Annotated in this window: 13 protein-coding genes and 1 riboswitch; of the genes, 3 read left to right on the top strand and 10 right to left on the bottom strand. The window is 37.6% G+C overall.

All coding sequences use genetic code 11. From position 1 onward, the window contains the following. Nucleotides 1-110: 110 nt before the first annotated feature. The gene (locus HXV90_RS23040; protein WP_269898060.1) at nt 111-1121 is read right to left on the bottom strand and encodes a GNAT family N-acetyltransferase; all 1011 of its coding nucleotides are present in this window, start codon (nt 1119-1121) and stop codon (nt 111-113) included. Nucleotides 1122-1345: 224 nt separating this feature from the next. Between HXV90_RS23040 and HXV90_RS23045 the strand changes: the two genes are divergently transcribed. After that, complete coding sequence (locus HXV90_RS23045; RefSeq protein WP_269898061.1) at nt 1346-2329, top strand: tRNA dihydrouridine synthase; 984 nt, start codon at nt 1346-1348, stop codon at nt 2327-2329. A gap of 39 nt (nt 2330-2368) precedes the next feature. Here the strand turns inward: HXV90_RS23045 and HXV90_RS23050 are convergent, their stop codons facing one another. Next, a complete protein-coding gene (locus tag HXV90_RS23050; RefSeq protein WP_269898062.1) occupies nt 2369-3616 on the bottom strand; it encodes a TerD family protein in 1248 nt (415 codons plus the stop codon). Between the two features lie 244 nt (nt 3617-3860). Between HXV90_RS23050 and HXV90_RS23055 the strand changes: the two genes are divergently transcribed. Next, nucleotides 3861-5051, top strand: coding sequence for an MFS transporter (locus HXV90_RS23055; RefSeq protein ID WP_269898063.1), 1191 nt, complete (start codon nt 3861-3863; stop codon nt 5049-5051). 116 nt (nt 5052-5167) lie between these two features. Here the strand turns inward: HXV90_RS23055 and HXV90_RS23060 are convergent, their stop codons facing one another. The 5 genes from HXV90_RS23060 to queF all read right to left on the bottom strand — a co-directional run bounded on the left by HXV90_RS23060 (nt 5168) and on the right by queF (nt 8208). Beyond that, complete coding sequence (locus tag HXV90_RS23060) at nt 5168-5707, bottom strand: VUT family protein (RefSeq protein ID WP_054548832.1); 540 nt, start codon at nt 5705-5707, stop codon at nt 5168-5170. 41 nt (nt 5708-5748) lie between these two features. Next, nucleotides 5749-6477, bottom strand: coding sequence for a 7-carboxy-7-deazaguanine synthase QueE (gene queE / locus HXV90_RS23065; RefSeq protein WP_054548831.1), 729 nt, complete (start codon nt 6475-6477; stop codon nt 5749-5751). Next, a complete protein-coding gene (gene queD / locus HXV90_RS23070) occupies nt 6470-6940 on the bottom strand; it encodes a 6-carboxytetrahydropterin synthase QueD (RefSeq protein ID WP_004233408.1) in 471 nt (156 codons plus the stop codon). Before queD ends, queE begins: the two co-directional genes overlap by 8 nt. 3 nt (nt 6941-6943) lie before the next feature. Continuing rightward, entirely contained in the window at nt 6944-7603 is a 660-nt protein-coding gene (gene queC / locus HXV90_RS23075) for a 7-cyano-7-deazaguanine synthase QueC (protein ID WP_054548829.1), read from the bottom strand. Nucleotides 7604-7707: 104 nt separating this feature from the next. Then, complete coding sequence (gene queF, locus HXV90_RS23080) at nt 7708-8208, bottom strand: preQ(1) synthase (RefSeq protein ID WP_269898064.1); 501 nt, start codon at nt 8206-8208, stop codon at nt 7708-7710. 125 nt (nt 8209-8333) lie between these two features. Next, nucleotides 8334-8380: riboswitch (PreQ1 riboswitch) on the bottom strand. Between the two features lie 309 nt (nt 8381-8689). Here queF and HXV90_RS23085 point away from each other — a divergent pair. Beyond that, complete coding sequence (locus HXV90_RS23085) at nt 8690-12541, top strand: S8 family serine peptidase (RefSeq protein WP_269898065.1); 3852 nt, start codon at nt 8690-8692, stop codon at nt 12539-12541. Nucleotides 12542-12740: 199 nt separating this feature from the next. On the opposite strand, the gene HXV90_RS23090 is transcribed toward HXV90_RS23085, so the two are convergent. The 3 genes from HXV90_RS23090 to HXV90_RS23100 are packed head-to-tail and all read right to left on the bottom strand — an operon-like array spanning nt 12741 to nt 14976. Continuing rightward, nucleotides 12741-13469, bottom strand: a complete 729-nt coding sequence (locus HXV90_RS23090; protein WP_167444822.1) for an amino acid ABC transporter ATP-binding protein — start codon at nt 13467-13469, stop codon at nt 12741-12743. A gap of 27 nt (nt 13470-13496) precedes the next feature. Further along, nucleotides 13497-14162, bottom strand: coding sequence for an amino acid ABC transporter permease (locus HXV90_RS23095; RefSeq protein ID WP_004233396.1), 666 nt, complete (start codon nt 14160-14162; stop codon nt 13497-13499). A gap of 31 nt (nt 14163-14193) precedes the next feature. Beyond that, complete coding sequence (locus HXV90_RS23100) at nt 14194-14976, bottom strand: transporter substrate-binding domain-containing protein (protein ID WP_259951254.1); 783 nt, start codon at nt 14974-14976, stop codon at nt 14194-14196. Between the last annotated feature and the right edge of the window lie 154 nt (nt 14977-15130).

The raw sequence follows: 15130 nt of genomic DNA on the forward strand, positions 1-15130 counted from the left end.
AAATGTCAATATTTACGAAGTATAGGCAAGCAATCTAAAACTAAATTTTAAGTGTCTAGCCAGCTGTTTGAATTCTTCATAACAGCAGAATTTAATAAATCTAACTAAATTTACAATAATCCTATACTTGGGTTATTAAAGTTTGCCCAGGCTATATCACTGTTAATGTACCTAACCATTCTATAGGCTACTGGCTTAAAACCGCACTTAGGCCAAAATGCCGATGCAGCAAGATTAGTTATTCTCCAATCTGTAATGATATTCTCATAGCCCGCCTCTTTCATCCTTCTACAGCCTTCATTCATCAACTTTTTTCCCACACCTCTTCCCATTTGTGAAGAGTAAGTACCTGCAATCGTTAGCTCTATTGCATGCTCAGGTGTCATCAAATCTGAATGTATAGGATAATATTTTTGAAATCCTAATTCCTGTCCATCCTTTACTGCAACGAAACATGTATCATCATTCTCCTCTACTATACTTTTATATGAGTCTTTTATGCTCATGACAACCTCAGGGAATACAGGCTCAAATGTAGGTGCGGAATTTTGATACGATTGAATGATCCTAGACATTTTCCCCATCATTTCACTATCCATTTTATTTGCAACCCTAATCTCTGCATTACATGTATTTTCAAATGGTTTATAATCCCCAATGTTCATGACCCCATGTACTTGTTGTATAGAAAAGCTTAATCGTTGGTAGGCATCATAGTAAACCTGATTTCCAAGAGGGATTATCGTGTAATGCATAAAGCAACCTTGCTCTAGCCATACCACTGAAATCTCTGCATATAATTTTCTAATAAGCTCAGCGGATTGATCCTTTCTGATTGCCAACCCTTCATATGGTACCCATACATGTCTGCCTCTTAGAGAGTCATTCTTGATGACTCCGATTAAATATCCTACTAGGTCATCTTTAATAAATGCTCCAATCCCCTTAATAGTATTATGAGCAAATAAGTTTTCAAGCATATTTGTTATATGTTCAGCATTAAGACAGCTATTGTTTAGAAATGGATATACTTCACCCTCAAGGTTCTGTCTATTTTCGAGTAATTCAGCCATTGTGGGTACATCATTCACATCGATTGTTTTATATTTATATTTTCCCACTTCAACTCTCCCCCTAAATTTCTACATTATATTACATATTATATTATTATAGATAATACAGGATTTTGTTGGATATTTTTAATTACTTTCTAATCTAAGAGAGCCTAAGTCTAATTACAATGATGTATTTCTATCCTTAAGCTAAGCCAATTAACTATGTAGAAATAAAATAAATATGATATCTTTTTGCAAGGTAGTATTTTGGAAAGAGAGGATTTTTAGCAATGAATCAAAAAAATTTCTGGCTTGATTTACCACGGCCATTCTTCATTTTAGCTCCAATGGAGGATGTGACAGATGTTGTATTTCGTCATGTCATTCAGGAAGCAGGGAGACCCGATGTATATTTTACGGAATTCACCAATACGACGAGCTATTGTCATCCAGATGGGTTAGATAATGTACGTAACCGCTTAGCTTTCACAGAAGATGAACAGCCTATTGTTGCACATATTTGGGGAGACAACCCTGAACATTTTCGTCAAATGAGTATTGGTATGAAGGAATTAGGCTTTAAGGGAATTGATATTAATATGGGTTGCCCAGTTGATAATGTAGCAGAAAGAGGTAAAGGAGCTGGATTAATTCTTTATCCTGACCTAGCCGCAGATATTATTCAAGCAGCCAAAGCAGGAGGCTTACCCGTTAGTGTCAAAACAAGACTTGGCTTTACGGATGTAGCAGAATGGCGTGAGTGGCTTACACATATTTTAAAACAGGATATCGCCAATCTTTCTATTCATCTCCGTACAAGGGAAGAGATGAGCAAGGTCGCTGCACATTGGGAATTAATTGGAGATATCAAAAAACTACGTGATGAAGTTGCTCCCCACACATTACTGACGATCAACGGTGATATTCCTGATCGTTTAACAGGTCTAAAACTAGTTGAGCAATACGGTATCGATGGTGTAATGATTGGGCGCGGGGTGTTTTCAAACCCATTTGCCTTTGAAAAGGAACCTAAAGAGCATAGTGCCAAAGAATACCTTAATTTACTATACTTACACCTTAACCTTCATGACCACTATTCCAAGGAATTCGAAACACGTTCATTTAAAGCATTACAACGTTTCTTTAAAATATATGTACGTGGCTTCAAAGGGGCTAGTCAATTGAGAGTTCAATTACTGGGTGCACATTCTACGGATGAAGTCCGTGAATTACTAGCTACGTATATTGCCCACGAACTAAAGGAGAAAAAATAAGAGGAGATTGGCTATCGCCACTCTCCTTTTTATTTACTTTTACTTGTAATCATTTATTGGGCCTTTATCCATTAGAACTTCTACCATATTAGAAGAGCCCATCTTCAGCTTAGGTCTACGTTCAGAATTTGGTTCACTATAAAGCTCTAATGGGCTGATAATCACACCATCTGGAGTATTATGAAGTATTCCAGGCACACAGGAATAAATTCTATCATTATTATTAGCATTTTTAGCAAAAATAGTAACGGAGGTTCCATTATGATTATCTATACTCATAGACACCTTATATCTGTAGAATGAGCCTGTGCCATTTGATTGGGCGGAATAAACCACAGGAACAACAGCTAAAACATTATTATTTAATCTCAATTTGATTACTTCAGTTTTTGTTGAACCAGCATCTCTCCCAACATCCCCCATGTGTTCGACTACCCCGTTGTGAAAACTCCTAAGTGGGGGTGTATTTTTCGCCCCAAACATAGCTACATCGATCTGCTGACCATCCTTTGTATAGACTAAAGCATATATATCGTAGTCAGTACCAGTTTGCCATGATACCGTAGCAGTAATTTCAGGCGTTTTATCAATGATAACTGGCTTTTGACCTTTGGTGAGACTGACATTCCCTTTTACCTTTTCAAGATTTATCTGTGATAACATGTTTTGTCTATTTGTACTTTCTGGAACATTTAATGATTGATCAGATTCTATCAGCATTTGTTTTTTTATAGTTGTTGATTCAGAAAGCTTGTTTTGTTCTTCAGGTTCAACCTCAACACCGTAATTTTTACATAACCCCTCTAACCCAGAATCAAATCCCCGCCAAATAGATCTCACCTTTGTCTGACTATTTCTTAGATATAATTCTAATACTACGATTCCATTTTCATTTGTAAAATTAACTGGTGCTAAATTGATAATATTGTTATCAGTACATATTTCTGCCTTTAAATTTTTCACATTTGAAAAACCTCGGCTATTATCTTCTGTAAGTGTTATAGCTATTTTAGTAATACCTTCAGGGATTTTACTCATGTCAAAATTCATTTTATGTATTTTTATATTCCCTACATTCTCAGATGGTATCAGGGTAGCTGCACCAGATAAGCTAGTTGGTTGATTATAAAATATAATGCCGCTATCTCCTTGTACCTTGTTTACATCCGTTAAAAGGAATGCAGTTAACGAAATATCGATCGAATTAGACATTTCGTAGCTAATAGTAACACTACCTTTTTGGGAACTTATAACTGTATTTGCTCCCATCTGAAGGAATTGAATCATGTGAATCCCCCTTATCCCCTTATTATGTATAGATATCAAATTGATAAAATTGTAAAGTTAATCTTCCAATTAAAAAATTCGAGTAATATTTACAAAATCCTTCTTTAGAGGAAAATAACCGGAAACAAACACTGATATTTACAGAAAACCAATCTAATTTCTCATAAATGCATTTTATGATATGATGTTTAAATTGTGTGTCTACTAAGTAGCACAGTTACATTCTTCAAAGAAAGAGGTATTTATGCATCATACACACTTATCCAAGCGACATTGGTTACTTATCTTAACACTTGCATTATTAACATTTGTTCTTGGGACAAGCGAATTTGTTATTGTCGGGATCTTAACTGATATTTCTTCAAGCCTTCATATGACAAATGCAAAAGCAGGCACACTCGTTTCTGCGTTCGCTATCACATTTGCCATCGCTACACCACTCGTGATGTCAGCAACAAGCCATTTTCCAAAGCGTAAATGGATGTTGTTTTTGATAGGTTCCTTCATTGCCTTAAATGCTCTGTGTGTAATTTCAACGAGCTATATTATGCTCCTTATACTTCGGGTTATGACCGCGATTGTAACAGGTGTATTGATCTCTCTAGCCATGATTGTTGCAAGCGAAACCATGCCAATTAATAAACGCGGCCTTGCTATATCATTTGTTTTCGGTGGTTTTACACTGGCCAATGTAGTTGGAGTACCCATTGGAATTGTAATCGCTGAATGGTACGGCTGGAATGCCACTTTTATGTTAACCACTCTTCTCGGAGGGTTGGCGTTTGCGGCATCTTTTTTTGTCTTACCTACTCGACTCAGCCAAGTACGAAGCTCAATACGGGATCAATTTTCTTTAATGATTCAGCCTCGAATTTTAATTGCCTTTTTCATTCCTGCTCTCGGGTTTGGTGCAACCTATGCAGTCTTTACGTACCTTGTTCCTATTTTAAAGGGAATGGGTGCACCAAATAATTCTATAAGTTTAATCTTATTCGGCTACGGCTTTCTTTCGATTTTCAGCAACATTCTTGCCGGTAAAATTGCCACTCACAATGCCATCGGCCGACTTCGGTTTGTCTTTCTCGCACAAGCTATTGTATTGACAAGCTTATTTTGGACAACAAACCATTTTATTTTAGGATTAGCGAATATCGGACTAATGTCACTAATGGCCATCCTCTTAACAACATCTACTCAACTTTATTTAATAGATTTGGCCGAAATTTATAAACCAGATGCTAAAGGACTCGCTGCTTCTCTTATGCCCGTGGCAAGTAACGTAGGCATCGCTTTTGGGTCTGCATTAGGCGGCATTGTATATCATCAAGGAAATTTGATGAATGTCACATGGGTCGGTGGTATAGTTGCCGTCAGTGCAAGTCTACTAACTTTCTTTAGTTATCATTTAGACCTTAAACAAAAGAAAACAGCATAAAAAATGCAAGAGGTACCTTAGAAAGAATATAAATCAAACAGACCCATTCGAATAAAGCGAATGGGCCTGTTTTTAAAAAGCTTACTTGTGATCCGTATCTTCATAATAAGGAATAATTATTCTGGAATAATATATTTTTCTTTCATTGGCCCAACTTTATTTAAAATAATTGCGCCAATCATTTGTATAATCGTCTTCACAATAATTTGCCCCAAAATGGCGGCAGGTACCGCTTCCCATGGCAATATATTGGCACCAAGTGGACTTAAGCCGATTACTACGAAAATTGCAGAATCTAGAAATCCTCCAACAATACCACTGTAGAACACACGCCAAGCCATTGGTAATTTTAATCGAGTATAAATTTCAGTATCGGCCGTTTCTGCGACAACAAATGATAGTGCTGAGGCTACCACAATTAAAAGTGTATCACCTAGTAGGAATGACACCACAGCTGATAAAATTAAAGCTGTAATAATAAATAAATACGTCTTTTTTCTACCATATTTATTTTGTACTAGATCCCGAAAAATAAAGGTGGCCCCAATTAAAAGCGTTCCCATTGGAACAATAAACATACCAAAATGGAATGGTGCAAATGCTGCCGTTACCACATTAGCAATAACAATAGATAATAAATAAAATAATATTCTCAAACTATTACTCCTCAAGTAAATTTAATTTTTGTAATGGCACACTATACACCTCTTTTATTTCCCCACACAAGGGCATGTAACTGTGGCAGTACTTTAACATCTCTTAAATCCTCATCCTTCATTACTCTATCAATCAGTGCACGATATTTATCCAATAAATCCATCATTAATTGTGAATTATCAGTTGCCGTGAGATCATCATTACCGACTTGAAGATAAAAAGGAATCATTGGATATCGATGGTGAATTTGTTTAGCATAATCGTAATCCTCTTGATTAAAAACGACTATTTTGAGGGATACATGGTGATTGCTGTTCCGATCTTTAAGTTTTTCGAAGATATAAGAGAGCACCGAGTAGTCTGTGGTCATTCCAGAACTAGGTGGCTTTGGAGATATTGTCAGTTCATCAATCTCATACATCCATTTTTGCCACCTACTCCCCTGTGTTTCTACCCCGATTTTTATGTCATTTTCTTTTAAAATGGCAATAAGCTCTGCTAGATTCGGATTGAGTGCAGGATTGCCGCCTGAAATTGTGACAAATGAAAAACCATTGCCCCCTAAACGTTTCAACTCAGACCAAATCTCTTCCGCTGTCATTTGGACAATAAGGTGCTTTCCACTGCCATCCCACGTAAACGATGAATCACACCAAGAACAGGAATAATCGCAGCCCGCAGTTCTTACAAACATTGTCTTCTGGCCAACGACCATACCCTCTCCTTGAATCGTTGGCCCAAAAATCTCGATAACAGGTACTTTACTCAACTTCCATCCACTCCCTTCTAGCTTCTGCATAGCTTGTTGGAGTCTCGTAAAGCCTGATAAACTCTACACGTACACCGTTATATCCTTCATCAAGCAAGGCCTCAGTCAACTTTTCGTAAATCCAAACAACAATATTCTCTGCCGTCGTATTCATGAGTGGAAGCGTTTCATTTAAATAACGGTGATCCAAATGAATCTCTATTTTATGTTTCCATATTTCTTTTATATCGCCGAAATCAATCATCAAACCACGTTCATCTGTGTAGCCACTCAGTCCTAATATAGCTCGATAGGTATGCCCATGTAGATTTTTACATTTCCCTTCATAATGATGTAGATGATGGGCAGCATCGAAGGTAAATTCTTTGCTTATGAGAACACGCTTTGCATGATATTTCAATTGATTTCTTTGAATATCCACATCAATTCTCTGGAGTCTCTCAACGATTTTAAAATCTGACATGCCTTAAGACTCCTTCCTATAACTTAAATACTCATCAAGCCCTTTATTTCGCAATTTACATGCTGGGCATTCACCACATCCATCTGCTATGACACCGTTATAGCAAGTCAACGTTCTTTGTCGTACAAACTCAAGTGCCCCAAGCTGATCAGCTAATTCCCATGTTTGTGCCTTATTCAGCCACATCAAGGGTGTATCAATCACAAAGGAATCATCCATCGATAAATTTAACGTTACATTTAAGGATTTAATAAAGACATCTCGGCAATCCGGATATCCACTAAAATCAGTTTCACAAACACCTGTTACAATATGCTTTGCCCCTACTTGGCTCGCTAAAACGCCCGCAAATGAAAGAAAAAGGAGATTGCGGCCAGGCACAAAAGTCGATGGGAGCTCACCATTTTCTCCGTCCTTCACCTTTATGTCTTGTCGTGTCAATGCATTCGGAGCAAGTTGATTCAGGAGAGACATATCAAGTATGTGATGCTTGATACCAAGCTCCTCTGTTATCACCTTCGCACAGTCAATTTCAAGACGATGCCTTTGACCATAATCGAAAGTTACTGCCTCAATCTCTTCAAAGCGTTCTTTTGCCCAGAACAAACAAGTTGTGCTGTCCTGACCTCCACTAAATACTACAATTGCTTTTTCCTTTTTCATCTATAAAGACTCCCTTATATCGAAAAAACAGCACTCTAAGAAAAAGTGCTGCTTTCTTCTTAGTTTTTTTAAGAGGGTAGCTAAAAACCTCTGTCTTGCTTCATTTATCGATTATCAATTTTTTCTGGGTTAAGATCGTGGTTCATTAAACGATAATTGGCGATTTCTTCGTATTTAGTTCCTGGCTTCCCATAGTTACACCATGGATCAATCGAGATACCCCCACGTGGAGTAAATTTCCCCCAAACCTCTATATATCTTGGATCAAGTAATGCAATTAAATCATTCATAATGATATTCACGCAATCTTCATGGAAATCGCCGTGATTTCTAAAACTGAATAAATACAACTTTAGAGATTTACTTTCAACAATTTTTTTATCTGGGATATATGAAATGTACATCGTTGCAAAATCCGGCTGACTTGTAAGCGGACATAAACTGGTAAACTCTGGGCAATTAAACTTAACAAAATAATCTCGATTAGCATGAAGATTATCCACTGCCTCTAATACCTCAGGTGCATAATCATAGGAATACTTTGTACCTTGATTACCTAATAGGGTCAAATCCTTTAATCCTTCTTCATGACTTCTGCCAGACATAAAAAAACCTCCTTGTAAAATGTTTCCCAACACTTTTCAAGAGAGGCATCACCAATCATTCTATTTAAAACATAAGTAAACAGATAAAAAAAGCCACGTCCGATATGGACATGGCATATTGTCATGTTTCCATAGTTTTTTATAGAGGGTATCAGCTATGAACCTCTCCCGTTCTAGTCCGGGCATTCTTTTCTTCAATATCGTACAAAAAATAATACAGGACGTCAAATGGATTTTTTATAAAACTCTTAAATGATAAAAAGTATGAATCACTGTAAGTCAATACTCATTTGAAAGTTCTACTTTTTTATTAAATTACTAGGAAAATAGAATTAATCCATTTTTAACAAAGTAATACTAATTATCAATATTTTGAGATTTTTCAATATTCCGATATTCGAATTATCTCACCTGTGATAAATTGGAAATATCACACTAAACTGAAAAGTGTGATAATTAAGAGCGGAGGGAGAAATGAGATTTGAAAAAGTTTAAGTTTACGAAGTTTTTAAGTAGTATGATAGCTTTCGTTATGGTGCTTTTTCTATTGGTTCCATTATCGAGTGCTAATGCTGAAGATTCGAAGCCATTCAAGCAGGATAGCCAAAGTGAAAGTATACTTCAATTAAAGGCGGCTATCGCTGAACAGCTAAGCTTGTCTAAAGATGGTCCAACTCTTCACGAAAGCTTACAAAATGTATCAGGCAATCAAGAAGTTGCAGTCATCGTACATTTATCTGAAAAGCCTGTGGCACTAGAGCAAGGAATGAGCCAATTGAAAGGCCAAAAGTTCTCTAATGCGCGAGCAAATGAAGTTCGATCAAATGTAAAATCTCAACAAGCACAAGTTAAGAAAGAATTAGCTACTAAAAATGTTCAAATGACTCAAGGCTACACATTTGATACTGTTTTAAACGGTTTTGCAGCAACTGTGAAAGCAAATGATCTCCCAAAGCTGCTTTCAATAGAAGGAATAACATTAATTGAACCTGATGCAATTGTTTACGCATCTGAAGATAATACAATGAAATCATCAGAACTGATTAAGGAAGATCAACTAGAGGCTCAAATGAATACAAGTATTTCTTTCCTCGGCATCGAACAGCTTTGGAATGAAGGAATTGAAGGACAAGGTATAAAGGTAGCAGTATTAGATACTGGTATTGACGCAGATCACCCTGAGTTCGCTGGAATTTACAAGGGTGGGAAAAACTTCATTCCAAATTCATCAACTTACACAAAGCCTCGGGCAGATGACGATGCATCGGAAACCTTGCCTTCTGAGCGTCCTGCTGGAACACCTGAATTTAATGAAAAGGGAAGCTCGTTCTATACTTCTCACGGTACCCATGTTGCTGGAACCATTGCAGCAATTGGAGCTAACAATTTCGGCATTAAAGGAATTGCTCCAAAAGTAGACCTTTATGCTTACCGTGTTCTTGGTGCATATGGAAGTGGGGCTACATCTGGTATTGTTAAAGCAATTGAAACGGCTGTAACAGAAAAAATGGACATAATCAACCTTTCTCTTGGTGGGGGGGCTAACTCTGAAACGGACGCTGGTTCATTTGCTATTAATAATGCAATGATGGCTGGAACAATCGGAGTAATTGCAACAGGGAACTCCGGCCCAAATCGAGGAACAATGGGCACGCCTGCAACCGCTCGTTTAGGAATTGCTGTGGGTAACACAACAAATCCAGAAACAATGTATAACGGTGAAGTGAATGTTACAGTTGGTGACTACAACTTAACAAAACAGCTCCCATTAATGGGAACAACTTTTGGAAGGGATTTAGCAACACAGCTTCAAGGAGAATTTGACCTAGTTGCTATTCCTGGAAACGGAGAAGTAAAAGACTATGAGGGAATTGATGTAGAAGGTAAAGTGGCATTAATCTCTCGTGGCAGTATCGCATTTGTTGATAAAATTGCGAATGCAAAGGCAAATGGAGCAGTCGCCACAATTATTCATAACTTTGCTGGTGGAACAAATGCACCTAATATTTCAGGTACATTCCTAGGTGATTCCTTTGCTTTTCTACCAACATTTGATATGTCCCAAACGGATGGCAATGCAATTCGTGCTGCATTAGCCGGTGGAACTGGAAAAGTTAGCTTTAGTCAATTTACTTCCACAAAGACACTGGGAGATGAAGTAAACGATTCAAGCTCCCGTGGCCCATCTACGCCAAACTTTGATATTAAACCAGATGTAAGTGCACCTGGAACAAACATTATGTCAACGATTCCAATGTATAAAAAGGACTTCCCTAATGCAGATTATGCAGAGGCATATGATCGTAAAACAGGAACCTCTATGGCAACACCGCATATTACAGGTATTGTTGCATTACTTAAACAAGCAAATCCTGATTGGAATGCGTTCGACATAAAAGTGGCGCTTTCTAATACAGCAAAGGTTTTAGATAAAACAAAATACGATGTGTTCTCTCAAGGTGCAGGTCGTGTAAATGCTTATGCTGCAGCACATCCAGAAATTCTTGCCTATGCATTGGATAGTGCAATTTTAGATGGAACAGGAGCTGTTTCAGAAAACTTAAAAGGGACAGTTACTTTTGGTCCACAATCACTTAAAGACCAGGATATTTCCGTAACGAAACAAGTTTTAGTAAAAGATATAAAGGGGAACGGCGGTAATTATAATGTATCAATTGATGTGACAAAATCATTTGGTGATGCAACTGTTACAGTCGACCAGCCAACATTTAATCTAGTTGGTGAGCAAGTGTTAAATCTTACATTAACGGCTTCACAAGCTAAAGCTCCAAACGGCTCGGAAATACTGGGGTATATTCACATCAGCGGTGGTGCTACAGAAATTTCATTGCCATTCGCAGCTGACTTTGGAAGTGAGGCAGTAACTGAAATTAAAGATTTAAAGATTACAGAAACAGACCTATCCTTTAATGGAGATGGCGTGAAAGATTCAGCTGTTCTTTCATTTACATTAACTGGCGATGTAACAACTAACTATATCGAGCTATGGGATATTATGAATCCTCAAGGTGGAGAATATGGTGATGGCTACATCGGTTATCTACATGCAGGTACTGCGCTAGGAAAAGGCTCTTATACGCTAAATATCGCTGGGCAATACAAACCATGGGGAACAGAACCTGCCACAACAATTCCCGATGGTCTCTATACTATTGACTTTACTGGTCTTGCGGCATCAGGGGTAGTTTCCGATTATGTTGGACCAATTATCGTGAAAACGACTAAACCAGAAATTACTGGTTCAGTAGCTGAAGGTGTCGCTACAGGAAAGGTAACAGATAAGTATATCGACTACAATGAAGAGTTATATTTATATGGTTTAAACTACAATTTAAATGATAAATTAAAAGCTTCCTATATTGCGACTGTGAATGGCGAAATACAAGCGCCTGTTCCTTTTGAATTAAATCAAGACGGTAGCTTCACATTCCCAGTAACAACAGAAACTAATGCTGTATCAGTAAAAATTGAAGACGCTGCTGGGAATGTTGGTGAAGCACTAATATTTGAAAAAGATGTAGTTGAACCAAAAGTAACACTTTCTGTCAATCCAACTGAGCTAGACCTAACAGCTGGGGAATCTGCACAACTTACGGTAACAGAGACATCTACTCCTCCAGAAGGTGAAGCAACAGAGGAAGATGTAACTTCAAAAGCAACTTATGTTGTGGGAGATGAAAATGTTGCAACAATAGCAAATGGATTAGTAACTGCTGTAGGTGAGGGCACGACTACGATTACTATTTCATATGGTGATCATGAAGTTACGGTAAATGTTACAGTAAAAGCACCTGTTGTAGAAACACCAATCGTAACACTAGAAATTGACCAAGCTCAGGTTGAAACTAGAATAGGTAAAGAGGTTATGGTTAAGATTACTCAAGTAACTACTTTTGAGGGTAGAACAACAGAAAAAGATGTTACTACGCTTGCAACCTACGAAGTAGCAAATGATAAAATAGCTACTGTAAAAGCAGGGGCTGTAAAAGGTAAAGGTCAAGGTACTACGACAATTACAGCAACGTATGGTGACCACACATTAACATTTGATGTATTAGTTGAAAAGCCGGGCAATGGTAACGGCAATGGCAATGGCAATGGCAATGGCAATGGCAATGGCAATGGCAACGGCAATGGTAATGGCAATGGCAATGGCAATGGCAATGGCAATGGCAACGGCAATGGTAATGGCAATGGCAATGGCAATGGCAACGGCAATGGTAATGGCAATGGCAATGGCAATGGCAACGGCAATGGTAATGGCAATGGCAATGGCAACGGTAATAATGAAGTTACCGAAGTTGAGTTATAATTAAATAAGTACCGTTCCAGCAAAAAGAGAAATTGCGCTTTGCAATTTCTCCTTTTGCTATTTAAATTTCACTTACTCATGATAAGGTTGGCTGTAACGAGTCTATGTACAGTTTTTCTGTACAAGCTTTATCTAGTAATCGAATATTTAATGCAAAACCATAAGAGATCCTAACATTACCGTTCAGAACCTTTTAGTTTTATTTAAGCATTGTTGCAGTTAAAAATTCTCGTGTTCTCTCCTCTTTTGGATGATTGAAAAATTGTTCAGGTGTGCCGCGTTCAATAATTCTCCCATCATGCATATAGACAATCCAATCAGCTACCTCTTTTGCGAATCCCATTTCATGGGTTACAACAACCATAGTCATTCCTTCTTCAGCCAAATCTTTCATGGTTGTTAAAACCTCTCCCACAAGCTCAGGATCGAGTGCCGATGTTGGCTCATCGAAAAGCATAATGTCTGGTTCCATCGCAAGTGCTCTAGCAATCGCCACCCGTTGCTTTTGCCCCCCTGATAGTTTACTAGGATAGACATCCGACTTATCCTCCAAACCTACTTTTTTCAGTAATTGTTTTGCTTTGATGATAGCTTTTTCTTTGTCTACACCCTTTACCATAACAGGTGCTTCAATAATATTTTCTAAAACCGTTTTATGTGGGAATAAGTTGAAATTTTGAAACACCATCCCAACCTTTTCTCTAATCTTGTTAAGATCATCTGTCCGTGGATTGACTTCATTTCCCTCAATTATAATATTGCCATTATCTTTTCTTTCTAAAAAGTTCAAGCAGCGAAGGAGGGTGCTTTTCCCTGACCCACTCGATCCTATTAGACAAACAACATCGCTCTCGTAGACTGTCATGTCGATATTTTTCAATACATGTAAGTCTCCAAACGATTTATTCAATTGACTTATTTTAATCATTTCCTTAGTGTCCAATTTTTTCAGCTCCTATCTGTCGCTTACTGCTAATTTTAATTCAGTTCGGTTCACTACAAATGTCATCAACGCTACCAGCAATAAATAGTAGACTGCTACAATGAGTAAGTAGGTCATTTCATCGAAATTATTCGACCCAAGTGTTGTCGCCACATTAAACAGCTCATTCATGGAGATAAATGCGGCTAACGAAGAATCTTTTAAACTGATGATAAATTGATTGCCTAAAGGCGGCAATGCTCTACGGAATGCCTGTGGGAGAATAATCCTTCTTAATGTCAGTGTCTTTGTCATTCCCAAAGAGCGTCCTGCTTCAAATTGGCCATTATCGACTGACTGAATTGCTCCACGAAGGATTTCAGAAATATAAGCTCCATTATGTAGCGCTAGAGCAAGGGAAGCAGCCCAAAAATCAGGAAGAAGGAAAATCCCGCTAATTCCGAAGTAGAGGATAAATATTTGAACAATCAGTGGTGTTCCTCGAACCAAATAGACATATATATCTGAAATAAGTTCTAAAATTTTTATATTAGAAATTTTTAATAAGGCAAAGACTAGTCCGATGATGATTCCCAGTAAGATAGAAACCACCGTCAGCTCTAATGTTAAAAGCATAGCTTTAAAGAATACACCTTTTGTTTCCATTAGTATTTGAAAAAAATGCGAAAAACTTGGCAAAGTACTACTTCCTTTCTTTTATAGCATTGGTTTATTCTGATTTTTTGGTAATGTCCTCACCAAAATATTTGATGCTAATTTGAGTCAATGTTCCATTTTCCCGAAGTTGTTCCAAAGATTCATTAACTCGCTTCAATAGCTTTGGATTATCCTGAGGCAAAACAATCGCTTGTTCACTGCGATTAATTAATTGTTGTCCTTTAATCTTAAAACCTTCCTTTTCAGCAGTTTTTCCTGTAACAAAATCTGTAATTACTGCATCATGACGCCCACTACTCAACGCCTTTAATGCCGTAATATCGCTGTCATATGTTTTGATGTTGTCTGTATACTTGGAAGCTGTATCGGCATATGTTGATCCTTTTGCAACAGCTACTTCCTTTCCCTCTAAATCTTCGACAGTCCTAATTTTACTATCTGGTCTGGTGAAAATTTTCGGTCCTGAATAATAATAGGGGGTAGAGAAAGAAACATGTTTACTCCGCTGCGGGTTAATCGTGTGACTTGCAACGGCTGCATCCGCTCTTCCCGTTTTCACCCCTTCAACAATCCCTTTGAACTTGATTCGTTTCTGAACCGGCTCAAGGCCCATTTCCTTTGCAATCGCTTCACCAACCTCAATATCAAAGCCCGACATTGTAAGATCGTCATTTATATAACTAAATGGCTTAAATTCACCAGAAGTAGCAAAAACAAATTGATTTTTATTGATCAGTTCAGATCCATCTTCAAGCTTCTGCTTCTCTCCACAACCAGACAACATGCAGGCTACGATTGTACTTAAGACCAATAAAAACTTTTTACTCAACAACATGTTGGCTATAACTCCTTTCTCTTTCGATTATTCCTACAATCCTTTCTTGCTATATAACTTGCTTATGATAGTTAATACCCAATCCACTCCCAATAAAACAAAAAAGTATCAGGCACTTTTAATAGTGCCTGATACTTTTTCTACAAATTTCGCA

This window comes from Lysinibacillus sp. JK80 (genome assembly GCF_027557635.1).
Lineage (GTDB): Bacteria > Bacillota > Bacilli > Bacillales_A > Planococcaceae > Lysinibacillus > Lysinibacillus capsici.

Excerpts from the sequence above, each read along its gene's own strand:
- HXV90_RS23045 (WP_269898061.1), top strand. The coding sequence starts at position 1,346 with ATGAATCAAAAAAATTTCTGGCTTGATTTACCACGGCCATTCTTCATT.
- HXV90_RS23050 (WP_269898062.1), bottom strand. The coding sequence starts at position 3,616 with ATGATTCAATTCCTTCAGATGGGAGCAAATACAGTTATAAGTTCCCAA.
- HXV90_RS23055 (WP_269898063.1), top strand. The coding sequence starts at position 3,861 with ATGCATCATACACACTTATCCAAGCGACATTGGTTACTTATCTTAACA.
- queD (WP_004233408.1), bottom strand. The coding sequence starts at position 6,940 with ATGTCAGATTTTAAAATCGTTGAGAGACTCCAGAGAATTGATGTGGAT.
- queC (WP_054548829.1), bottom strand. The coding sequence starts at position 7,603 with ATGAAAAAGGAAAAAGCAATTGTAGTATTTAGTGGAGGTCAGGACAGC.
- queF (WP_269898064.1), bottom strand. The coding sequence starts at position 8,208 with ATGTCTGGCAGAAGTCATGAAGAAGGATTAAAGGATTTGACCCTATTA.
- HXV90_RS23090 (WP_167444822.1), bottom strand. The coding sequence starts at position 13,469 with ATGATTAAAATAAGTCAATTGAATAAATCGTTTGGAGACTTACATGTA.
- HXV90_RS23100 (WP_259951254.1), bottom strand. The coding sequence starts at position 14,976 with ATGTTGTTGAGTAAAAAGTTTTTATTGGTCTTAAGTACAATCGTAGCC.